Annotated in this window: 23 protein-coding genes and 1 pseudogene; 12 read left to right on the top strand and 12 right to left on the bottom strand. The window is 41.7% G+C overall.

Features of this window, described 5'->3' with window-relative positions; all coding sequences use genetic code 11:
* Positions 1-44: 44 nt before the first annotated feature.
* Together HMPREF0106_RS10125 and prmC are read right to left on the bottom strand one after the other, a co-directional pair.
* Complete coding sequence (locus HMPREF0106_RS10125; RefSeq protein WP_009040251.1) at positions 45-527, bottom strand: regulatory protein RecX; 483 nt, start codon at positions 525-527, stop codon at positions 45-47.
* Positions 524-1,360, bottom strand: a complete 837-nt coding sequence (gene prmC, locus HMPREF0106_RS10130; RefSeq protein WP_009040250.1) for a peptide chain release factor N(5)-glutamine methyltransferase — start codon at positions 1,358-1,360, stop codon at positions 524-526. The genes HMPREF0106_RS10125 and prmC overlap by 4 nt, the downstream gene beginning before the upstream one ends.
* 36 nt (positions 1,361-1,396) lie before the next feature.
* Between prmC and ribD the strand changes: the two genes are divergently transcribed.
* The 8 genes from ribD to HMPREF0106_RS10170 all read left to right on the top strand — a co-directional run bounded on the left by ribD (position 1,397) and on the right by HMPREF0106_RS10170 (position 9,917).
* The gene (gene ribD / locus HMPREF0106_RS10135; RefSeq protein WP_009040249.1) at positions 1,397-2,452 is read left to right on the top strand and encodes a bifunctional diaminohydroxyphosphoribosylaminopyrimidine deaminase/5-amino-6-(5-phosphoribosylamino)uracil reductase RibD; all 1,056 of its coding nucleotides are present in this window, start codon (positions 1,397-1,399) and stop codon (positions 2,450-2,452) included.
* A gap of 142 nt (positions 2,453-2,594) precedes the next feature.
* Entirely contained in the window at positions 2,595-4,103 is a 1,509-nt protein-coding gene (locus HMPREF0106_RS10140) for a DUF6242 domain-containing protein (protein ID WP_009040248.1), read from the top strand.
* Positions 4,104-4,128: 25 nt separating this feature from the next.
* Entirely contained in the window at positions 4,129-4,863 is a 735-nt protein-coding gene (locus HMPREF0106_RS10145; RefSeq protein WP_004313004.1) for an isoprenyl transferase, read from the top strand.
* A 30-nt stretch (positions 4,864-4,893) separates the two neighbouring features.
* Positions 4,894-7,548 (top strand): outer membrane protein assembly factor BamA, encoded by a 2,655-nt coding sequence (gene bamA, locus HMPREF0106_RS10150; protein ID WP_004313003.1) that lies wholly within the window; start codon positions 4,894-4,896, stop codon positions 7,546-7,548.
* 23 nt (positions 7,549-7,571) lie between these two features.
* On the top strand, positions 7,572-8,087 hold the full coding sequence (locus HMPREF0106_RS10155) for an OmpH family outer membrane protein (RefSeq protein WP_008776422.1): 516 nt from the start codon (positions 7,572-7,574) through the stop codon (positions 8,085-8,087).
* 56 nt (positions 8,088-8,143) lie between these two features.
* On the top strand, positions 8,144-8,659 hold the full coding sequence (locus HMPREF0106_RS10160; RefSeq protein WP_004310501.1) for an OmpH family outer membrane protein: 516 nt from the start codon (positions 8,144-8,146) through the stop codon (positions 8,657-8,659).
* A gap of 108 nt (positions 8,660-8,767) precedes the next feature.
* On the top strand, positions 8,768-9,610 hold the full coding sequence (gene murI, locus HMPREF0106_RS10165) for a glutamate racemase (RefSeq protein ID WP_008024472.1): 843 nt from the start codon (positions 8,768-8,770) through the stop codon (positions 9,608-9,610).
* A gap of 73 nt (positions 9,611-9,683) precedes the next feature.
* Positions 9,684-9,917, top strand: a complete 234-nt coding sequence (locus tag HMPREF0106_RS10170; protein ID WP_004313000.1) for a DUF2007-related protein — start codon at positions 9,684-9,686, stop codon at positions 9,915-9,917.
* Here the strand turns inward: HMPREF0106_RS10170 and HMPREF0106_RS10175 are convergent.
* Positions 9,886-11,034 carry a pyridoxal phosphate-dependent aminotransferase gene (locus tag HMPREF0106_RS10175; RefSeq protein WP_032851424.1) on the bottom strand — a complete coding sequence of 383 codons (1,149 nt, stop codon included), beginning with the start codon at positions 11,032-11,034 and terminating at the stop codon, positions 9,886-9,888. The two genes, HMPREF0106_RS10170 and HMPREF0106_RS10175, sit on opposite strands and share 32 nt — an antisense overlap.
* A 105-nt stretch (positions 11,035-11,139) precedes the next feature.
* On the opposite strand from HMPREF0106_RS10175, the gene proB reads away from it, so the two are divergent.
* The 3 genes from proB to HMPREF0106_RS10190 all read left to right on the top strand — a co-directional run bounded on the left by proB (position 11,140) and on the right by HMPREF0106_RS10190 (position 14,805).
* Positions 11,140-12,222: a glutamate 5-kinase gene (proB, locus tag HMPREF0106_RS10180; protein ID WP_008645179.1), complete on the top strand. Its 1,083-nt coding sequence runs from the start codon at positions 11,140-11,142 to the stop codon at positions 12,220-12,222.
* A gap of 290 nt (positions 12,223-12,512) precedes the next feature.
* Positions 12,513-13,769: a glutamate-5-semialdehyde dehydrogenase gene (locus HMPREF0106_RS10185; RefSeq protein ID WP_008645178.1), complete on the top strand. Its 1,257-nt coding sequence runs from the start codon at positions 12,513-12,515 to the stop codon at positions 13,767-13,769.
* A 79-nt stretch (positions 13,770-13,848) separates the two neighbouring features.
* Positions 13,849-14,805, top strand: a complete 957-nt coding sequence (locus tag HMPREF0106_RS10190) for an acetylornithine carbamoyltransferase (RefSeq protein ID WP_008024468.1) — start codon at positions 13,849-13,851, stop codon at positions 14,803-14,805.
* A gap of 177 nt (positions 14,806-14,982) precedes the next feature.
* On the opposite strand, the gene HMPREF0106_RS10195 is transcribed toward HMPREF0106_RS10190, so the two are convergent.
* The 7 genes from HMPREF0106_RS10195 to rpmH form a co-directional block, all read right to left on the bottom strand.
* Complete coding sequence (locus HMPREF0106_RS10195) at positions 14,983-15,375, bottom strand: rhodanese-like domain-containing protein (RefSeq protein ID WP_009040245.1); 393 nt, start codon at positions 15,373-15,375, stop codon at positions 14,983-14,985.
* Positions 15,376-15,389: 14 nt separating this feature from the next.
* Complete coding sequence (locus HMPREF0106_RS10200) at positions 15,390-16,091, bottom strand: hypothetical protein (RefSeq protein WP_008024467.1); 702 nt, start codon at positions 16,089-16,091, stop codon at positions 15,390-15,392.
* Positions 16,088-17,236: a 1-acyl-sn-glycerol-3-phosphate acyltransferase gene (locus tag HMPREF0106_RS10205; RefSeq protein ID WP_009040244.1), complete on the bottom strand. Its 1,149-nt coding sequence runs from the start codon at positions 17,234-17,236 to the stop codon at positions 16,088-16,090. Before HMPREF0106_RS10205 ends, HMPREF0106_RS10200 begins: the two co-directional genes overlap by 4 nt.
* Positions 17,237-17,243: 7 nt before the next feature.
* Positions 17,244-18,218 (bottom strand): D-alanine--D-alanine ligase, encoded by a 975-nt coding sequence (locus HMPREF0106_RS10210; protein ID WP_004312992.1) that lies wholly within the window; start codon positions 18,216-18,218, stop codon positions 17,244-17,246.
* On the bottom strand, positions 18,215-19,288 hold the full coding sequence (locus tag HMPREF0106_RS10215; protein ID WP_004312991.1) for an RluA family pseudouridine synthase: 1,074 nt from the start codon (positions 19,286-19,288) through the stop codon (positions 18,215-18,217). The genes HMPREF0106_RS10210 and HMPREF0106_RS10215 overlap by 4 nt, the downstream gene beginning before the upstream one ends.
* Before the next feature lie 26 nt (positions 19,289-19,314).
* Positions 19,315-19,965 (bottom strand): PASTA domain-containing protein, encoded by a 651-nt coding sequence (locus HMPREF0106_RS10220; RefSeq protein WP_009040243.1) that lies wholly within the window; start codon positions 19,963-19,965, stop codon positions 19,315-19,317.
* A 371-nt stretch (positions 19,966-20,336) separates the two neighbouring features.
* Positions 20,337-20,495, bottom strand: coding sequence for a 50S ribosomal protein L34 (gene rpmH, locus HMPREF0106_RS10225; protein ID WP_004299762.1), 159 nt, complete (start codon positions 20,493-20,495; stop codon positions 20,337-20,339).
* A gap of 192 nt (positions 20,496-20,687) precedes the next feature.
* On the opposite strand from rpmH, the gene efp reads away from it, so the two are divergent.
* A complete protein-coding gene (gene efp, locus HMPREF0106_RS10230) occupies positions 20,688-21,254 on the top strand; it encodes an elongation factor P (protein ID WP_004312989.1) in 567 nt (188 codons plus the stop codon).
* Positions 21,255-21,321: 67 nt separating this feature from the next.
* Here efp and HMPREF0106_RS10235 read toward each other — a convergent pair whose 3' ends face one another.
* Together HMPREF0106_RS10235 and HMPREF0106_RS26050 are read right to left on the bottom strand one after the other, a co-directional pair.
* On the bottom strand, positions 21,322-22,722 hold the full coding sequence (locus tag HMPREF0106_RS10235) for an alkaline phosphatase (RefSeq protein WP_008776432.1): 1,401 nt from the start codon (positions 22,720-22,722) through the stop codon (positions 21,322-21,324).
* Between the two features lie 75 nt (positions 22,723-22,797).
* A pseudogene (locus HMPREF0106_RS26050) lies at positions 22,798-23,067 on the bottom strand (DUF6377 domain-containing protein); the annotation flags it as partial.
* Positions 23,068-23,313 lie beyond the last annotated feature (246 nt).

The following is a 23,313-nucleotide window of genomic DNA, read 5'->3' as shown; positions in this document are numbered from 1 at the left end:
TACAGAAATTGAACGAGAATAAAAAGAAGAATCCGTTTATTTTTTCAGTCAATTTGTTCCTCTTCATCGGGAATGTCGATACAACGCTTAATATCTTTCAGTTCAAAGCCACGACTCATAGCGAATCGCTTCAGCTTTCCATTCAATTCATAATCGTCTGCTGCATGGATACTTTTCCGTTTGGAAGCCAGCAGGTCACGCAGAATAGAAAGGTATTCTTCTTCATCAATCTCGTTCAGATAACGCCATGCCACATCAGATGGGATCTTCTTCATATAAAGCCCTTGGGCTATTTTCATTTTCCCCCACTTGGCAAAGCGGAACTTGTCATTCACAAAAGCTCTGCAGAAACGTTCATCATCGATAAACTTCTCTGATTCCAGTCGGTCAAGAATACGCGCAATGGTATCATAGGCAATTCCCCAACGTTGTAACTTCTCATTTATTTCTGCCCGACAATGCTCGGCAGTGGAGCAGTAAGAGGCTACGCGATTTAAAGCCTCTTCATCAGTTAATTGTGCACTCATCGGTTAGCTGTAACTATTCTATCTTTTCCAAATATGTCTCTTATAACACGAACATCACGATATTGGTTCATTTCAAGTATGTGTGCTGTTTCCCGGCCATAGGCCTGGTTGATTTCAAAATAAAGTTTCCCACCCGGCAAGAGTAATTCACTTCCCAGACGGGCTATACGATTATAAAACCGTAAAGGGTCCTCGTCAGGAACAAACAGAGCCAGCCCCGGTTCCCATTCAAGGACATTAGCGTCCATTTCGTTCTTTTCCGTTTCGGTCACATAAGGCGGATTGCTGACAATAACATCGAAAGACGGTATCTTTTCCCAGTCATCGGCTAGAACATCTCTTTGTAGAAATCTCACCCGAGCTTCCAAGGCGTCATTGTTTTTACGAGCAATAGCTAATGCTTCTTCGGAAATATCCCAAGCTTCTACTTTTGCATCCGGAAGTTTTTTATCCAAAGAGATTGCAATACATCCGCTTCCCGTACCTATATCTAATAGACGACGAGCATTTGGATTCTCCTCTACTATTAGTTCCACAAGCTCCGCGGTCTCCGGCCGGGGAATCAGTACGCCGGAAGCAACCTTAAAATTCCTTCCACAAAACTCCGCAATACCATGAATGTACTGTATAGGTTCATTTTTCTGTAAACGGAATATAATGTTTTCTAATTCACGCTGTTTGCATTCGGATAAAATTATATCTTTGCCCATGTAAATATCGAGCGCATCTAAACCTAACATGTCGCAACAAATCAGCATCGAAAGGGCTTTTACCTCCTCCGGTGGATAGATTTCCTGCAAAGATTGGCGAATGTAAGCGGTGATACGATTCATATTTTCACAATTTCGGAGTGCAAAAGTAAGAATAATATGGCGAAGAGCACCAAAATGGAAGAAGAAAAATACATGAGACGTTGCATTGAGCTTGCAAAGAATGGGTTATGCAACGTATCTCCAAACCCGATGGTAGGGGCCGTTATCGTATGTAACGGGCGAATTATCGGTGAAGGTTACCACATTCGCTGTGGCGAGGCGCATGCGGAGGTTAATGCGATCCGTTCTGTCAAAGATGAGTCATTGTTGAAACGTTCCACGATTTATGTCAGTCTGGAGCCTTGTTCCCACTATGGGAAAACGCCTCCTTGTGCCGATCTTATTATAGAGAAGCAAATTCCACGCATTGTTATCGGTTGCCAAGACCCTTTTTCAGAAGTGGCCGGACGGGGAATTCAGAAATTACGGGATGCCGGACGAGAAGTGACAGTTGGTGTATTAGAGGAAGAATGTAAATCGCTGATTCGCCGTTTTATCACTTTTAATATGCTTCACCGTCCTTTCATTACACTGAAATGGGCAGAATCAGCCGATCACTTTATTGATATAGAACGTACAGACGGAAAACCGGTAGTCCTCTCCTCTCCTCTTACTTCCATGCTAGTGCATAAAAAAAGAGCGGAGGCGGATGCGATTATGGTAGGCAGGCGAACTGCTTTATTGGATAATCCGGCACTTACGGTACGCAACTGGTATGGGCACAACCCGATACGCGTTGTGTTAGATCGCACGCTATCCCTCCCTAATGATTTACAAATATTCGATGGCAACGTGCCCACATTAATCTTTACTGAAAAGCAACAGCCAGAAAAAAAGAACATCACATATATCACCATCAACTTTAGCCATAACCCATTGAAACAGATCATAGAAGCATTGTATCAACGAAAAATACAATCATTATTGGTGGAAGGAGGCAGGCAATTGCTGCAATCATTCATTGATAATGAGCTATGGGATGAAGCCTATATCGAAAAGTGCCCCAGCCGGTTACACTCCGGTGTTAAAGCACCTCAAATGGACGATAATTTTAGTTATTCGATAGAAGAACACTTCGAAAGACAAATTTGGCATTATGTTCGTCGATTATAGCTAAGATAGTTCTATTCAGGGGGTTTTACGTCGATAAAAACAGTGTTATTATCTATAATTTTATATAAAACTTACCTGTAATGTTCATTATCGGAAAAAATGTTTCTATTTTTGCAACTTGTAAATAAACACAATCTTTCAAATGAAAATAAAGTTTTTATCATTCATTGCGAGTTTTTTCATGGTGTCATTTGTTATAACGTCATGTCTTGATGACGATAATAACATCGAATATAGCCCGGATGCAACTATACATGCGTTTGCACTTGACACAGCAGGCCTTGGGAGTTATAAATTCACTATTGACCAATTATCACGTGAAATCTATAACGAAGACTCTCTTCCTGTTCATGCCGATACCATCATTGACAAGATTTTAATCAAAACATTAACAACGGCATCAGGTGTCGTTACGATGAAGGACAAAAGCGGAAACGATTCTGTCTTAAACATTAATGATTCAATCGATCTTCGGAAAGAACTTATTATAAAAGTATGGTCAACAGAAGCATTAGCGGGTATATCTCCTAATCAAACTAAGGAATACAAGATCAAAGTAAATGTGCATGACTATGATCCGGATTCGTTAAGGTGGAAATATATGAATAAAATAGATGACCAAATTGTAGGAGAACAAAAATCTATTATTTTTGGAAGTGAAGTTCTCACATACTCTGTAGTTGGCACAAAGTTATATGCATACAAAAACTCTTTAACAAACTTTGGCAGTTGGGAGTATAAAGAAATAGAGGGATTACCAAAAGGCAAACTTCCGACTTCTATCATTGCCTTCCAATTCAACAGAAGCAGAACCATGTTATATGCCACCTCCAATGGTGATGGTAAAGTATATGAATCGGCAGATGGAGAAAAATGGAATGAATCAACGATGTTTGGTGAGGGAGTGGAATTGCTACTAGCCACATTGACTAATAACGATGTCAGCAGAATTTGTTATATAAAGAAAGGAGCAGATAACCAACGCTATTTCTATTATCAAACAAATGATGTACCAAAAGAGACTTTGGATAACGCTGAAAATGGAGGAAAAGTGCCATCTAAATTTCCAACTAAAAATATATCCTATACAGTATATAAGTCTTCGACAAATATTAATTCAGTCCTTCTAGTAGGAGATACAGAAACTGCGACTTTGGCTGATGACAGTAAATTAGAAACGACCATTGTATGGGCATATGACGGAAACAAATGGGTTGAGTTCTCAACTACTTCCTCTGTTGCATACTGCCCTAAATACACTCAACCATCTATTATATATTATAATGACTTAGTATACATATTTGGTCAAGACTTCAGTTCTATTTATGTTTCCAATCAAGGATTATTCTGGAAAAAGGCGAATCCTAAGTTCTCTTTCCCCCATAGAGATTGGAGCAAAGGAGGAACTCCAGATCCCGATGTAGATCCTGAATTCAGAGGCAAAACCAACTATTCAATGGTACTAGATCCTGACACTCAAAATCTATGGATTATCTTTAGTAAAGGAAGTGCAAGTTTTGAAGAAGAGGTAGAGAAAGAAGAAAGTACAAAGGCAACCACAACTGAACCACGCACATATGAGCATGATTCAGAGGTATGGCGTGGTCGTCTTAATCAGCTATGGTTTGATTTGGCAAATGCCAAGAAATAAAAACGTATACGTTTAAAATAAAAAGATGTCCTATATAGAACAAATAGACAAAACTCGGATACCACAACACGTAGCCATCATTATGGATGGAAACGGACGATGGGCAAAACAACGAGGGGAAGAACGTACTTACGGTCACCGTGCTGGCGCAGAAACGGTACAGAATATTACTGAAGATGCTGCCAGACTGGGGATTAAGTACCTGACACTTTATACCTTCTCAACCGAGAACTGGAATCGGCCGCAAGACGAGATAGCGGCTTTGATGAATCTATTGCTAGAATCTATTGAAGAAGAGACACTGATGAAGAACAATATTCGCTTCAACGTAATCGGTGATTTCAAGAAGTTACCGGTTGAAGTTCAGAAAAGTTTGACGTCATGTATAGAACGCACATCCAAGAATAGTGGAATGTATATGGTACTAGCTCTTAGTTACTCATCCCGTTGGGAAATAACAGAAGCGGTACGGCAAATAGCAACGCAGGTAAAAACGGGAGAAATATCTCCCGAGCAAATAACCGATGAGTGTATCTCATCTCATCTGGATACTAATTTTATGCCCGACCCGGATTTACTGATCCGCACGGGAGGAGAAATCCGGTTAAGCAATTATCTCTTATGGCAATGTGCTTATTCGGAGCTTTATTTTTGTGATACCTTCTGGCCGGACTTCGACAAAGAAGAACTCTACAAAGCCATTTGGGAATACCAACAAAGGGAACGCCGATTCGGCAAAACCAGTGAACAGATCAGCTAATATAACTCGAAACATCAAATTATAACATAAATGCATTATCGTATTTCCTTTATATTCATAACGTTTGTCTGCCTGTGCTGCTTTGCGACAACAGGCGTTGCGCAAAATGCTAACACTGATGAAGACTCAAAACCTGTCATCTTATACTCCGGAACACCCAAAAAGTATGAGATAGCAGATATTAAAGTCGAAGGCGTAAAGAATTATGAAGACTATGTATTGATTGGACTATCCGGACTATCGGTAGGACAAACAATTACTGTGCCGGGTGACGAAATCACTGGAGCAATCAAACGTTATTGGCGTCATGGTTTGTTCTCAAATGTACAAATCACAGCCGAGAAAATAGAAGGCAACAAAATCTGGTTAAAAATCAGTCTGACACAACGCCCACGTATCGCAGATGTACGCTACCACGGTGTGAAAAAGTCAGAACGTACCGACCTTGAGGCCAAGCTAGGAATGGTAAAAGGTATGCAGATTACTCCGAATACCGTAGACCGTGCCAAAACATTGATTAAACGTTATTTTGATGACAAGGGATTTAAAAATGCCGAAGTAATCATCGCACAGAAAGACGATCCTTCCAGCGAGAATCAGGTGATTGTGGATATTGATATAGACAAAAAGGAGAAAATCAAAGTACACAAAATCACCATTGCAGGAAACACTGCAATCAAGGCTTCCAAGCTGAAAAAAGTAATGAAGAAAACCAATGAGAAAGGTAAACTTCTAAACTTGTTCCGCACCAAGAAATTCGTGCCGGAAAACTTTGAAGCAGATAAACAACTTATCATCGACAAGTATAATGAGCTGGGATATCGTGATGCAATGATCGTTAAAGACAGCGTTTCACAGTATGATGAAAAGACGGTAGATGTATATTTGGATATAGACGAAGGTCAGAAATACTATCTTCGTAACGTGACATGGGTAGGTAATACTCTTTATCCGTCGGAACAGTTGAACTTCCTGCTTCGTATGAAGAAAGGCGATGTATACAACCAGAAGTTGTTGAATGAGCGTGTTTCTACAGACGACGATGCTATCGGTAACTTATATTACAATAACGGTTACCTCTTCTACAACCTTGATCCGGTAGAAGTAAATATCGTAGGCGACTCTATCGACCTCGAAATGAGAATCTATGAAGGCCGTCAGGCTACTATCAATAAGATTAAGATCAGTGGTAACGACCGTTTGTATGAAAACGTTGTTCGCCGTGAACTTCGTATCCGCCCGGGACAGCTGTTCAGCAAAGAAGACTTGATGCGTTCTTTGCGTGAAATCCAGCAAATGGGCCACTTTGACCCGGAAAAACTGCAACCGGATATTCAACCGGATCCGATGAACGGAACTGTTGACATAGGCTTGCCTTTGACTTCCAAAGCCAACGACCAAGTAGAGTTCTCTGCCGGTTGGGGACAAACGGGTATCATTGGTAAGTTGAGTTTGAAGTTTACCAACTTCTCCGTAGCCAACCTGTTACACCCGGGTGAAAACTACCGTGGTATCCTGCCGCAAGGTGACGGCCAGACATTGACTATCAGCGGACAGACAAATGCTAAATACTACCAATCATACAGTATTTCATTCTTCGATCCATGGTTTGGCGGTAAACGTCCGAACTCATTTTCTGTATCGGCCTTCTTCTCTGTACAGACAGACATCAGTAGCCGTTACTACAATTCCAGCTATTTCAACAACTACTACAACAGCATGTATAGTGGTTACGGTGGTTATGGTATGTACAATTACGGTAACTATAACAACTACGAAAACTATTATGACCCGGACAAGTCTATCAAGATGTGGGGACTTTCCGTAGGTTGGGGTAAACGTCTGAAATGGCCGGATGACTATTTCACTCTTTCTGCCGAATTAGCTTACCAACGCTACAACTTGAGCGACTGGCAATACTTCCCGGTAACCAATGGAAAATGTAATGACCTTAGCATTTCATTGACTTTGGCACGTAACTCTATTGACAACCCGATCTTCCCCCGTTCAGGTTCAGATTTCTCATTGTCAGTTCAGCTTACACCGCCTTACTCATTGATGGACGGTAAAGACTATAAGGGATATTATAGTAACCCTGAAACAGGTAGCATTACCCAGGACAACATGAATAAACTTCATAAATGGATAGAATACCACAAATGGAAATTCAAAGGCAAAACGTATACTCCGTTGATGGACCCGATTGCACATCCGAAATGTCTGGTGTTAATGACACGTACTGAATTCGGTTTGTTAGGTCACTACAACCAATACAAAAAATCTCCGTTCGGAACATTCGACGTGGGTGGTGACGGTATGACCGGTTATTCAACTTATGCAACTGAAAGTATCGCTTTGCGCGGTTACGAAAACAGCTCATTAACTCCATACGGATCTGAAGGTTATGCTTACGCACGCCTCGGCATTGAATTAAGATATCCGTTGATGCTGGAAACAAGTACTAACATTTATGTGTTAGGTTTCCTAGAAGCTGGTAACGCATGGCACGATATCAAGAAATTCAATCCATTCGAGTTGAAACGTTCTGCCGGTGTCGGTGTTCGTATCTTCCTGCCGATGATTGGTATGATGGGTATTGACTGGGGTTACGGTTTCGATAAAGTATTTGGTTCTAAACAATACGGAGGAAGTCAATTCCACTTTATCTTAGGACAAGAATTCTAATGTATCATCAAAAACTAAACGTTATGAGAAAGTCTGTTCTATTAATCATGATGCTGTTTGCTGTCAGCATGGCGGCAAATGCACAGAAGTTTGCACTGATCGATACGGAATATATCATGAAGAATATTCCGGCAGCTCAAAGCGCTAATGAGCAAATGCAAGAAGCTACGAAGAAATACCAGAGCGAAGTAGAAGCCCTGGCAAAAGAAGCACAGAAGATGTTCCAGGACTACCAGGCAAAATCTTCCACTCTTTCTGCCGCACAAAAGACAAAGACAGAAGATGCAATCGTAGCTAAAGAAAAAGCGGCAGCCGAGTTGAAGCGTAACTACTTCGGTCCGGAAGGCGAATTAGCCAAGATGAGAGACAAGTTGATTACTCCAATTCAGGACGATATTTATGAAGCCGTGAAAGCTATATCACAGCAACATGGATATGATTTGATTATCGACAGAGCCTCTGCTACAGGTATAATATTTGCAAATCCACGCATAGATATTAGTGATGAAATCCTAAGAAAATTAGGATATTCAAATTAATTTCATACATTTGCAGCTGGAAATAACTAAAAATCATTCAAATAAATTATAGAACTATGCTAAAAAAAATTGCACTTGTAATGTTGCTTGCACTCCCAATGGGTGTATTTGCACAGAACCTGAAATTCGGCCACATTAATGCACAGGAAATCATCACTGTGATGCCCGAATTCACCAAAGCTCAAAATGACATTCAGACTTTAGAAAAACAACTTACTGCTGAACTTCAGAGAACGCAGGAAGAATTCAACAAGAAATATCAGGAATTCCAACAAGCTATCGCTAAGGATTCTCTTCCTCCCAACATCGCTGAAAGAAGACAAAAAGAATTGCAAGATATGATGCAAAGACAAGAGCAATTCCAACAAGATGCTCAACAGCAAATGGCGAAAGCACAAAATGATGCCATGGCTCCTATCTATCAGAAGTTGGACAATGCTATCAAAGCCGTAGGCGCTGCTGAAGGGGTAATCTACATCTTCGACCTGGCAAGAACTTCGATTCCATACGTAAACGAATCACAGAGCATCAACTTGACTAGCAAGGTAAAAGCAAATCTTGGTATCAAATAGGAACTGAGCAAGAATAAAGAAATACCAAAAGGGAAAGAGAAAGAAGTTGATCCTTCTTTCTCTTTCCCTTTTTTTGGCGTACATTTGCGTATATAAATCAAGTGTGTCATGAAGCAACATCTATCCAATACGCCCGGACCGATCGGAGTATTTGACTCCGGTTACGGAGGTCTGACCATCTTAGACAAAATAAGAGAAGTATTACCGGAATATGATTATATCTATTTGGGAGATAATGCACGTGCTCCTTACGGAACACGTTCTTTTGAGGTCGTATACGAATTTACCCGGCAAGCAGTCAACAAACTATTTGATATGGGCTGCCACCTGGTTATATTAGCTTGCAATACAGCTTCCGCAAAAGCTTTGCGCAGTATTCAGATGAATGATTTACCAGGCATCGATCCGGCTCGCCGTGTGCTCGGAGTCATCCGCCCTACCGTAGAGTGTGTCGGAGAGATAAGCAAAAACCAGCATATCGGTGTACTGGCAACAGCAGGCACCATCAAATCCGAATCGTATCCGTTGGAAATACACAAGTTGTTTCCTGAAATCCAGGTCAGCGGCACAGCCTGTCCGATGTGGGTATCACTAGTTGAAAACAATGAATCACAGGACGAAGGAGCAGACTATTTTATCCGGAAGTACATCAACCAATTGCTATCGAAGGATCCTCAAATAGATACTGTCATTCTCGGATGTACTCATTTCCCCATACTTCTACCCAAAATCCGGCAATATATTCCGGAGCATATCAGTGTAATTGCGCAAGGCGAGTATGTTGCGGAAAGTCTGAAAGACTATCTGAAAAGACATCCCGAAATGGATGCAAAATGCACGAAGAATGGGAACTGTCAGTTTTACACGACCGAAGCGGAAGAAAAGTTTTCAGAATCGGCCTCTACTTTCCTGAAACAGCAGATTAGTGTAAAACACATCACGCTCGAATAAAATTTAAGAAAAAAAGTAACCGTTTCTCTCTCTTTTTTGTTATATTTGTAGATAACCCCTAATAAGCAAGATCATGAAAGAAGAAGATTATAGCAAAGCAATAGAAGTATTCTCCGGATCCCCATGGGAAGCCGAGATCATCAAAGGGCTATTAGAAAGCAATGACATCCGTTGCGTAATCAAAGATGGGATTATGGGTACACTGGCACCCTATATCGCTCCTTCCGTATCCGTTCTTGTCACCGAGGACCAATACGAAGCAGCCACCGCACTTATCAGGAGCCGGGCCGAGAAAGATAACGACTGATGCGGTCGAGCCCTTCGCGGATATTCTCCAATGAATTTGCATAGGAGAAACGTACATATCCTTCGCCTCCCGTACCAAAATCTACCCCGGGAGTAATACCGACGTGTGCATGTTCGAGTACATCGAATGCAAAACGATAAGAGTCGGTAGTAAATTTGCGTGCGTCAGCAAAAATGTAAAATGCCCCTTGAGGTTCTACTTTTATTTCAAAACCCATTTCCCGGAGACGGGCAATCATATATCGGCGACGCTCATCATAAACCTGCTTCATCCGTTCCACGTCCGGTTCAGCCTGCCGCAATGCGGCAATCCCTGCCTGCTGAGCAACACTGGACGCACAGATAAACAGATTTTGCTGTAACTTTTGCAAAGATCGCATACAAGATTTAGGTGCGATCAAATAACCCAACCGAAGCCCCGTCATCGCAAAGCGTTTAGAGAATCCGTTCAGGACAAAAGCCTGATCCGTATATTCAAGGATGCTGTGCGCACGTCCTTCATACACAAGGCCGTGATAAATTTCATCTGAAATGACAGGAACTCCCAACGCTGCCACTTCTTTCAGGAACTTTTCATCCAACAACATTCCGGTCGGATTCATCGGAGAATTGATAAAGATAGCCGCAGTATGCGGATTCACACACTTACGGATAGCCTCTATGTCGTATTGCAGATATTCTTTAGACAAAGGAACCAAAACAGGTTTGGCTTGCGTTGCCAACACAAAATTGCGATAGCAAGCGTACCCCGGATTGGAAAGAATCACTTCACTATCCGGATTGCAGAGCAACATCAATGCAAGAAGAATAGAAGGAGAAGACCCGGAAGTCACGACAATACAATCCGGATCTACCGTTACCCCATATTCGCGCAGATAAAAAGCGGCAATTTCCCGTCGCAGTTCCGGATCACCCAAAGAATGTGTATAATGAGTCAGATGACGATCATAAGCCGCTTTTGCCGCTTCCGCCACACAGGCCGGCACATCAAAATCGGGTTCGCCAACTTCCAGATGAATAATATCAATGCCTTGTTTTTGCAATTCGTTCGCCCTCTCCAACACATCCATTACGATGAAAGAGGTCATCTGTTCTACTTGTGGGTTTGTATGTTTCATTGTTTTTCTTTTCTCTATCTGACTGCAAAGATAATTCTTTTTAGCCTGTTTTGGTAACATATCGGCAAAAAGCTCTATATTTGTGCTTTCAAATCGTTAGTAGGAATGAAACAGGAATTTACACGAATCGCAGTAAAAGTAGGAAGCAATGTATTGACACGCCGCGACGGAACGCTGGACGTTACCCGTATGTCGGCACTTGTTGACCAGATAGCGGAATTACATAAATCCGGGGTGGAAATCATTCTGATTTCTTCAGGAGCTGTTGCTTCCGGGCGCAGTGAAGTGCATCCACAGAAAAAGCTCGATAGTGTAGACCAACGCCAGTTGTTTTCTGCCGTAGGTCAGGCTAAGCTCATCAACCGTTACTACGAACTTTTCCGCGAGCATAGTATTCCTGTTGGTCAGGTGTTGACCACGAAAGAAAGTTTTGGTACCCGCCGCCATTATCTGAATCAGAAAAACTGTATGACGGTAATGCTTGAAAATAATGTTATTCCTATTGTCAACGAGAATGATACAATTTCCGTCAGCGAGCTTATGTTCACTGATAATGATGAATTGTCCGGACTCATCGCTTCCATGATGGATGCACAGGCTCTCATTATCCTAAGCAACATCGACGGAATTTACAATGGTTCTCCTGCTGATCCGGGTTCTTTTGTTATCCGGAAGATCGATCACGGAAAAGATTTATCCAATTATATTCAGGCAACTAAGTCCAGTTTCGGACGGGGAGGAATGTTGACGAAAACAAATATTGCCCGCAAAGTAGCTGATGAAGGAATTACAGTGATTATTGCCAACGGGAAACGGGATAATATTCTGGTAGATTTGCTTCAGCATCCGAAAGAAACGCTTTGTACACGTTTTATCCCTTCAAACGAACCGGTATCCAGTGTCAAAAAATGGATTGCTCATAGCGAGGGGTTTGCCAAAGGAGAAATTCACATCAACGAATGTGCGACAGAAGTTCTAAACTCTGAAAAGGCTGTCAGCATCCTCCCCATCGGAATTACTCACGTTGAAGGTGAATTTGAGAAAGATGACATTGTGCGTATCATGGACTTTCAAGGAAATCAAGTGGGCGTTGGAAAGGTGAACTGCGATTCCAAACAGGTGCAAGAAGCAATCGGTAAGCATGGAAAGAAACCGGTAGTACATTATGACTATCTATACATTGAATAATCAATAATAAGGTCAACTGTAGATAGGGTTAGTAATATTGCAAGTCAACCCGAAGCAGTGATAAGAAATTGAAGCTATTATTCTGGAGAATATTAGCATCTTGATTGAAGGAAAGCGTTTATTTTCGGTTGTATAATGTATTGTAGATAAAACATCTGCATTGAGACGCCCGTATATTGCTGATATACCACTACAAAAGCAACATTTATTTCTGTTCTCAACAAGTTTTATTCACATCATTCACTATATTTGCATAGTTTATCTTTCCATTTAATGCAAAAAAGGAGCAAATGACTACAAATTTAAACGAGACCTTTGCTGCCGTACAGGTGGCAAGTCGGGAATTAGCCTTGCTGAATGATGACATCATCAATCAGATTTTAAATGCAGTAGCTGACGCAGCAATTGCAGAAACACCTTTCATTCTTGCAGAGAATGAAAAAGACCTCGCACGGATGGACAAAAATGATCCGAAGTACGACCGGTTGAAATTAACGGAAGAACGTTTAAAAGGCATTGCTGCCGATACACGCAATGTAGCGACACTCCCCTCTCCTTTGGGTAAAGTGTTGAAAGAAAGTGTTCGCCCCAATGGCATGAGATTGACAAAAGTCAGCGTTCCTTTCGGAGTGATAGGAATTATTTATGAAGCCCGTCCGAATGTCAGTTTTGATGTTTTCTCCCTTTGTCTAAAGAGTGGAAATGCCTGCATATTGAAAGGAGGAAGTGATGCCGATTGTTCCAACCGGGCTATCATCAGTGTGATTCATGAAGTATTGAGGAAATTCAATATCAATCCGCACATTGTAGAACTACTTCCGGCTGATAGAGAAGCTACGGCAGCATTGCTGAATGCAGTGGGTTACGTAGATCTGATTATCCCCAGAGGCAGCAGCAGCCTGATTCATTTCGTACGCGAGAATGCAAAGATTCCCGTTATTGAAACAGGGGCAGGTATCTGTCACACTTACTTTGATGAATTTGGAGATGTAAACAAGGGGGCAGCTATTATTCATAATGCGAAGACACGCAGGGTTAGCGTATGTAACGCGCTGGACTGCACCATTATACATGAGAAGAGACTGACCGATCTCCCTATGCTTTGCGAGAAACTAAAAGACAGCCATGTCATTATCTATGCTGACGCACAGGCTTATCAAGCATTAGAAGGCCGCTATCCTGCCGAACTTCTGGAACACGCAAAAGCAGAAAGTTTCGGCACAGAGTTTCTGGATTATAAAATGGCTGTCAAAACCGTAAAAAGCTTCGAAGATGCCTTAGGACATATTCAGGAAAACAGCTCCAAACATAGCGAGTGTATTGTTACCGAAAACAAGGAACGTGCAGCCTTATTCACAAAGATTGTGGATGCAGCTTGCGTATACACCAATGTATCTACTGCCTTCACTGACGGAGCGCAATTCGGATTAGGAGCAGAAATCGGAATCAGTACGCAAAAACTACATGCGCGCGGTCCGATGGGACTGGAAGAGATCACCTCTTACAAATGGGTCATCGAAGGAGACGGGCAAACAAGAAGAAATTGAGACGATACCTTTATCGTTAAAAATCAAACAAGGTATTGAACGAAACTAATTGAAAATTAAGAATTAAAAGATAAATGATATGAAGAAATTTACTTGCGTACAGGACATCGGCGATTTAAAATCAGCCCTTGCAGAAGCATTCGAAATTAAAAAAGATCGTTTCAAATATGTAGAACTGGGACGAAACAAGACTTTGATGATGATCTTCTTCAACTCCAGTCTGCGCACCCGCCTTAGCACACAGAAAGCTGCAATCAACTTGGGAATGAATGTAATGGTACTAGATATCAATCAAGGTGCATGGAAATTGGAAACCGAACGTGGCGTAATTATGGATGGCGATAAACCGGAACATATCTTAGAAGCCATTCCGGTGATGGGCTGTTATTGTGATCTCATCGGAGTACGTTCTTTCGCCCGTTTCGAAAACCGCGACTTTGACTATCAGGAAACGATTATCAATCAATTTATCCAATACTCCGGACGTCCCGTCTTTTCGATGGAAGCGGCAACACGCCACCCATTGCAGAGCTTTGCCGACTTGATTACCATTGAAGAATACAAGAAAACAGCACGTCCTAAAGTGGTCATGACCTGGGCTCCACATCCACGTCCATTGCCACAAGCTGTTCCCAATTCTTTTGCCGAATGGATGAACGCAACGGATTACGAATTTGTCATCACCCACCCCGAAGGTTATGAACTCGCCCCGCAATTTGTAGGCAACGCAAAAGTAGAATACGACCAGATGAAGGCTTTCGAAGGAGCCGACTTTATATATGCCAAGAACTGGGCAGCTTATTCTGGCGACAATTACGGACAGATATTAAGTAAAGATCGTGATTGGACAGTCAGCGACCGTCAAATGGCAGTTACCAACAACGCTTATTTCATGCATTGTCTTCCGGTTCGCAGAAATATGATTGTGACAGACGATGTGATCGAAAGCCCGCAATCAATCGTTATTCCGGAAGCTGCTAATCGTGAAATCTCGGCAACTGTCGTTCTGAAGAGACTATTGGAAGGACTAAAATAACCGAAAAATAAAGAGGCCGAAAAGCCTTTTCCATCAACGCATAAGAACAAAAGAACATCTCCTTAAAATCCTACTTATAAATATAAAAACAGGATTTGAAAATTGAGATGTTCTTTTGTTCTTATTGTATTTAAAATAAAAGCAGGCTATTACTTACCGCCCGCTCTTTACTTTACCTTATTTCTCTATTTCTTTGCCAGCCTCCTGCCAGGAATTAAATCCTTTATCAAGCTCAAAGACCTTATAGCCCTTCTCACTCAAAATTGCCGCAGCCTTCTTGCTCCGATTACCACTACGGCAATACACAGCCACCGGTTTATCCTTCTGTAATAATGAATCAGCCATTGAAGCAAAAGAATCATCCATCACATTGATGTTGATTGTCTTCGTGATGTGCCCCTCCGAATATTCCGCAAGTGTGCGGACATCCAGACGTTGTATATCCTCATTCTGAATAAGAGAATCAAATTCCTCTACATTCATGGATTGAAAATCTCCTTTCTGCTGACAAGAGAAAAGGGAAGAGAGAAATAAAAATATCTCCACGATTAATTGATTCAATTTAAACATATATACTCTATTATTCAATTCTGCCCAGGAGTATAGTCAAACCCGGGATCACAATACTTTTCAGATACTACCGCAGATCCATCCTTATCGTACGTACAATATTTAAACTTAATATTCATAGTCCGGCCAGGATGCTCTTCATCAATATATTGCGCCAAAGGAACAGAGATGTAAGCACGCCGATTATAGTATTCTTCATCACTGTTCGCATCATGGTATAATAACATATTCACAATACCATTTGTTTTAAGTTCAGACACATCTTCCACTATGCCGAAAGTATGTCCTTTGCCTGTACTGACTTTTAGATTCAGAATCATATTCAGATAATCCCTCCCCAGCCAGATACTGACCACCTCTACCGGGTCTTGCTTTATACCGTCTTTATACACAGGATCATCTTCCGGCTTAGGCACCGGCACAATGAGCGATTGCAAAGAATATATAGTAGCCGCACTTCCATCCGGAAGCACTTCATAGTTACTCATTACACGTCTGGAGGTATTTGCGGCAATAGTAGAACCCGTACGGTCTTCCGCCACAGGCAAAGCCTCTCCCTTATCAGGAATAAGCGTTTGTATACGACCGTCTTCCCCGGCCTCTACAGTCACAAATTCCAGTTTCACCGAAGGATAATAATAATCATCATCTCCACAGGCAGTCATCAGGAAAAGCAATCCCCACAACCAAATAACATGTAATTTTCTTCTTTTCATCGGCAAGCTGCTAAATAATTAACTAACGGATTGGAATACATTAATAACAACTTCTCACGCAAAAAGTCTTCATCCTTATTCGGAATCTTGATCTTTGCCAATTGTTGTTCAATATAGTTCATAAACTGTTGTTTCTCTTCTTCCGTGTAATTGGACCCGAATTCCGTCGTGCCATTCAGCCAATCGTACGCCACATAATTTCCCGGATATATCCGGTAATTACGATGAATGCGGCGGTCAATACAAGCAGAAATACGGGCAAACAAATCCGGTTTCGGCAACGAACGGTCCAACTCTTTCAGATCATCATTCAGACAAGGGGCAACCTGAAAATGTACCCTGCCTTTATATCCGAAAAGACCGGTTTGCATATTAATCAAATCGTCCTGCGTCGTCTTCTTATACCCTTCGATGTCTCTCTTCAACTGAAACTCCTGCGCTTTCAGAAAATCACACGGGTCATATTCGTATGAAATAGCAAGCGGAGCAATATTCATTTCCATCAAACGGTCTATCAAATCACCTTCACCACCCATTGCCAGCATTTTCAACACACTGTCTTGTGTACGGTCATTCGAATCTTTTGCACGTCCTTCACGCTGCGCAATCCAAATAGACTGTTTGTTCTCCGAAATGGTGTAATGCATATAACGGGACATACGTGCTGAAGATTCCAACATCTGCCGCATTGTCAATGCCCGCTGCACAATGAATGATTTATTGACACGTACCAGTTTCTTAATCCAGGGATAAATCAGCAAATTATCTCCAATCGCTATTTCTACCGTATCCATTCCCTGGTCAATCAACAAAATAGAGAGAAAGCCCGAATCGAGAATAATGTCTCTATGATTCGATATATACGTATAAGCTTTACTTTTATCCGGTATGGCGGTATGATCCAGTGTCAGCCCGGCGGTATGATCTGCCGCTATCTTCCACAAAATGCCATAGCAAAATGCCTCCTGAAAATCAAGTTTAGTCTTACAGGCACGCATTTTCTGCGCCAGAAGTTCAAATGGAACGTTCGGTATAGCCCCGGTAGCAGCTTTCTGAAAAGCCGGATCGGCAATCAGTTCCTCAAAGATTTGAGGAAGTTCCTCATCATTGTAAGGACGAATTTCATTAAACTCTGTCAGATCCATCACGTGATTAAAATTTGTTTTCAATAATATCGGTCATCACATCCTTTATATCCAGTCCGGCTGCACGCACCTGCTGGGGAATAAAGCTGGTAGTAGTCATTCCCGGAGTAGTGTTTACTTCGAGAAGATTCAGTTTTTCACCGGCAGTCACAATATAATCTACACGGATAATGCCGGAGCAACCTAATATATCATAGATAGCCGAAGTCAACATCTGCACACGCTTGGTCAGTTCGTCCGAGATACGCGCAGGAGTGATTTCATCTACCTGTCCATTATATTTAGCATCATAATCAAAGAACTCATTGTGCGTCACCACTTCCGTAGGCGGGAAGATGACTGTCTTCTCTTTGGTCTTATAGCAGCCGCAAGTCAGTTCCGTTCCATCCATAAACGCTTCTACAAGCACTTCTTGCGCCTCTCCGAAAGCTTTAACAATAGCCGGCTGTATTTGTTCTTTTGTCTTTACTTTCGTAACTCCGAAGCTCGAACCTCCCAGACTAGGCTTGATAAAACAAGGCAGACCGATCTTTTCCACTACTTCCTCGTCAGAAATCGATTGTCCCTGGCGCAGCAACAATGATTCGGCAATGCGCACTCCAAAAGCTTTCAGATATTGATTGCAGGTAAACTTGTCGTATGTAATGGCAGCTGCCAATACTCCACAACAGGAATACGGTATACGCATCATATCAAAATAGCCTTGCAGGCGACCATCCTCACCGGGCGTACCATGGATGGTAATATAAGCAAAGTCGAACACAACCTTTTCCGTTCCGTTCGTAAAACTAAAGTCATTTCTATCTACCGGCACTTTATTTCCGTCCGGCAATTGTACTTCCCAGCGACGGCCTTCCATCTCCACGATATACAAATTATACTTTTCCTTATCAATAAAGGAATAAATGCCCTGTGCACTACGCAGGGAAACTACGATTTCAGAGGTATCCCCTCCTGCTACGATAGCGATGTTGCGTTTCATTCTAATTCTCTATTACTTATATAGCCTCTCCACTTCTCGATAAGCCGGGTCATGTCATCCGGAAGTTCGGAAGTAAAGTACATCTCCTCACCTGTGACGGGATGCACAAACCCCAACGTCATAGCATGCAAAGCCTGTCGGGGACAAGTGTCAAAGCAATTATTTACAAACTGTTTGTATTTACTAAAATGAGTTCCTTTCAGTATCTCATGCCCGCCATAGCGTTCGTCATTGAATAATACATGGCCGATATGCTTCATGTGGACACGAATCTGATGGGTACGTCCTGTTTCAAGTATACATTCCACAAGGGTTACGTATCCCAGTCTTTCCAATACACGGTAGTGCGTAACGGCATGTTTGCCCACTGTCGGGTCGGACATCACCGCCATCTGCATCCGGTCTTTCGGATTGCGGGCGATATTACCGACAATCGTTCCTTCATCCTGTTCCACAACGCCCCACACCAGAGCACGATATCTGCGTTTGGTAGTCTTATTAAAAAATTGGAGTCCCAGATTTGTTTTGGCATCCGGTGTCTTGGCAATCACCAGCAAGCCCGAAGTATCTTTATCGATGCGATGAACAAGTCCCACGTGCGGGTCATTGGCATCGTAATCCGGTATATCCTTCATGTGCCAGGCGAGCGCATTGACGAGCGTACCGTGATAGTTTCCGTGTCCCGGATGCACTACCAACCCTGCCGGTTTATTCACCACCATTACGTAAGGATCTTCATAAACAATAGTAAGGGGAATATCTTCAGGAATAATTTCGTTTTCATAACGGGGGCGATCCATCATCACCGTTATGACATCCAGCGGTTTCACTTTGTAGCTACTCTTCACCGGCTTGCCATTGGCCATAACGAACCCGCCTTCAGCAGCCTTCTGAATACGGTTGCGCGAAGCATTGACAATACGTTCGAACAGATATTTGTCGACTCTGACCATCGCCTGTCCCTTATCTACAACCACGCGGAAGTGTTCGTAAAGCTGGGATTCGTCGCCGACTGGTTCTATATCGTCTAAATCATTCTCCAGTTCATCCGGAAGTTCTTCCTCTATCATGCGAGTCCGTTTCTGTTATTTATCTATTAAAACCAACTATCATCTTGAGCAGATGATGATTCCGACGTAATCGGCTGGTACGTATCTACGGAAACATCGGCTGAATCTTCTTCCGACGTATCACCGGAGCCGTTTCCGACCATCAATGTTAACGAAGATCCCACAGGTATTTTCTCACCCGCAGCCAACTGGCGTCCCTGGTACTTCACGCCGTATACCCAGTCTTTCTCACCATTTACCAATTGAACCTGATTCAGTTTGAAACCGGCATTTAGCAATTTAGCCTGCGCCTGGCGGAGCGAGCTGTTGTCCGCCACATCAGGAATAGCACGCAAAGGGACATCCAACGTATTGACAGTCAGATATACCGTACGTCCTTCTTTCACTTTCTCGCCGACTCCCGGCTTCAGTTCGAGAATGATACCTGCTGCTTTATCCTTTACATATTTGGTATCGGAAATCACATATACCAAACCGTGATTCCGGAACATTTTCGCTGCTTCGTCCACCGTCATCCCTTTCACATCGGGAACGGCAACAGTTTCACCATGATGAGTATGTATATCAAGCCATTTCAATACACCGAATATCATCACTACCACCACAACAATCATGGCGATAATGTTCACCCAGAAGAATTTATTTGTTTTAAAAGAAAAGAATTCTTTAATAGTCATACGCATTGCTGTTAATATGCGCCAAAGATACGACAAAATAGTTGAACTTTTAAAAAGTAGGCGATGAAAAATGTCCTCATCTATTATGCAAGAACGCTTATCATCGCCAGAATTGCTGCAACTATAATCCCCACTCCTATAGATTTCAACAACCTTATTATATTTATGCGGGGTTTCAAATCCCCCGAATCTGCTCTTCTATTACGTATGTTTGTTTATGAGTCTTGTTCTATTCCACAAAGAAAAGCAAAAAGTCATAAACAAGAGCAAACAATAGCGCTTTTTAACATACTATTCTCCTGAAAATCAGGAAACAAAAAAGGCGAAGATTAAATTCCCCGCCTTTTTTGTTTCCTGATGACAAGTGATTATCACTTTTGTCCGTTGTACTCATCAGAAACAGTCAGTTTCTTTCTGCCTTTTGCACGACGAGCAGCTAATACTCTACGACCATTAGCCGATGCCATTCTCTCACGGAAACCGTGTTTGTTCTTTCTCTTTCTGTTAGAGGGTTGAAATGTTCTTTTCATTACTGTATCTTGTTTTTATGTTATTATTCTACGTAATCGGGCTGCAAAAATAGGCACTTTTTTTAAATTAACCAAGAGATAACTCATTTTTGCTCAAAAGTTTTTGTGTTTTTTACCGATTTAGATTACTTTTGCAATCGAATTCCTGCGAAAACAATTAAATAACAATAATATATTAAGAAAAATAGCAGTATGATTAATGCTCAAGACATCAAAAACGGAACTTGTATCCGTATGGACGGAAAGCTCTATTTCTGTATCGAATTCCTGCATGTAAAACCAGGTAAAGGTAATACTTTCATGCGTACTAAACTGAAAGATGTAGTCAGCGGTTACGTTCTTGAACGCCGTTTCAACATCGGTGAAAAGTTGGAAGATGTACGCGTAGAACGTCGTCCGTACCAATTTTTGTATAAAGAAGGAGAAGATTATATCTTCATGAACCAAGAAACATTCGACCAACACCCTATCGCTCACGATTTGATTAACGGGGTTGACTTCCTGCTCGAAGGTGCAGTATTGGAAGTTGTTTCTGACGCTTCTACTGAAACTGTTCTTTATGCAGATATGCCGATCAAGGTTCAAATGAAAGTGACTTATACAGAACCGGGCGTGAAAGGTGATACAGCTACCAACACGCTGAAACCTGCCACTGTAGAATCAGGAGCAACCGTACGTGTTCCGTTGTTCATCAACGAAGGTGAAACAATTGAAATCGACACTCGCGATGGTTCTTACGTAGGACGTGTAAAAGCATAATTGACAAGAACATATATAAAAAACCGGAAGTTTTGGACTCCCGGTTTTTTTATGTCTTTACCAATATTTATTTGTATCCGGCTGCTTTCGCAATTCTTTTAGGAATCTCCGTGTTATCAATCTTTTCTCCAAACAGTTGAGAACCTGCGCCGATAGCGAATACAGGTACATAACCGGCAGAGTGACCGCCACTTACCCAACCTACCATAGCAATCTCATCCATCACTTCCTTAGCACGTGCAGCCATCGGTTCACTCTTAGAGTACATACTTTCAGCAAATACGACTTTATTCTTCACAAATGATTTTTCAAACTCATCACGTAATTTCTTTTCCTGTTCCCAAGAAATAGGGAATTGTTTCCAGAAACCCATTTCTTCGCCCAAGAATGTTTTCATATCTTCCCAAGTCACTTTATTGCCTTTTGATTTTCTCAATTCGCTGATACGTTGTGAAAGTCCGTCAGCAGAATGTTTCTGATGCTGCAATGCTTTCAGGTTCAATTCATATTTTCCTGTACCCAGCACGATACCACCTGTTTCATGGTCGGCAGTAACGACAATAAGGGTTTCTTTCGGATGCTTTTTATAAAACTCATAAGCTACCTTGATAGCATTATCCATATCCTTTACTTCGTTGAACACTGTAGCAGCATCATTCGCATGACACGCCCAGTCTATTTTGCCACCTTCTACCATCAAGAAAAACCCTTTCTTATTATCTTTAGTAAGAAAATCAATGGCACTTTCTGTAATCTGTGCTAAAGTCAAATCACCTTCTTTACGATCGATAGCATAAGGTAAACAAGATGGATTAGCACCTTCTTCCTGAATCAGGATCATCTTTTCTGCTTTTGCAGCTTTTGCCTTATAGTCATTGTAGCCACGTGCTACTGTATATCCGGCTTCTTCAAAAATAGGGAAAATACTTGGAGCTTCTTTCTTGTCAAAAGATGTAGTCGGTTTAAGAAAACCACCACCTGCATAAAAATCAAAATTTGCTTTTGGCAAATCCAAAGCTATTTCATAATATCTATTACGATCGGGTTGATGTGCATAGAATGCGGCAGGAGTAGCATGATCTACACTAACAGAAGTAGTTACACCAACTTTCTTACCAGCTTTCTTTGCCTTTTCAGCTACAGTCTGAATAGCATTCTTGTCCTCTCCCACAGAAATTGCATGATTATAAGTCTTCTTGCCTGTTGCTAATGCAGTACCTGCAGCAGCAGAGTCGGTTACTGAATTTTTAGCTGAGAAAGTAGTTGCCATAGTAGCAACCGGGAATTGAGTAAATAACAAAGGCTCGACGCCAATGCGACCATTTTGAATTTCCGCCTGATACATCTCCGTACCATTTACTTGGTTCACTCCCATCCCATCCCCGATGAAATAGAATACGTACTTTGCCTGACCGTTTGCAACAACGGAGATAAGAACAAAGAACAGTGTGTAGATTAACTTTTTCATTTTTTAGTAAGTTTATTATTAGATTAGTCGTCTACAAAGGTAGGAAAAAAAAGAAGAAATTATCCGGATGCCATATTACAAATTCATCACATCTTGCTCAAACCTGTCCTTATCACCGGCAGCCTTGTTACGCATCCGGCTACGATAATTATAGATAGTCGCCAAAGAGTAGCCCAGAAAATGGGCTATCTTGTTACTATCTATCACTCCCAGGCGAATAAGGGCAAAAATGCGGAGTTCCGTTGTCAGCAGTTCATCGGATTTCGGGTATATGCGCCCTTCTTCTACCAGCAGTTCATTAAAGGCGGTAATAAAGTTCGGGAACAGTTTCAGGAAAGACTTATCCTTAATTCCGCAACACTATTATAAATTAAACTTTTTAAGTACCTGAGCAACAAAAAGTTGCTCAGGATTTTGCCATGTCAGAATTTTCACTTATCTTAGTGTTGCAAAAAAAACAAGAGAATCCGACGATAGACATGGCGAAGATACAAATTAAATCTGAGAGACTCACTCCTTTTGGGGGATTATTTTCAATCATGGAGCAATTTGACTCCACATTATCATCTGTAATCGACTCAACCCTCGGTC

The sequence above is a fragment of the Bacteroides sp. D22 genome, assembly GCF_000163675.1.
GTDB lineage: Bacteria > Bacteroidota > Bacteroidia > Bacteroidales > Bacteroidaceae > Bacteroides > Bacteroides xylanisolvens.
Note: the sequence above shows the minus strand (reverse complement) of the source record. Positions and strands in the feature narration are given on the sequence as shown.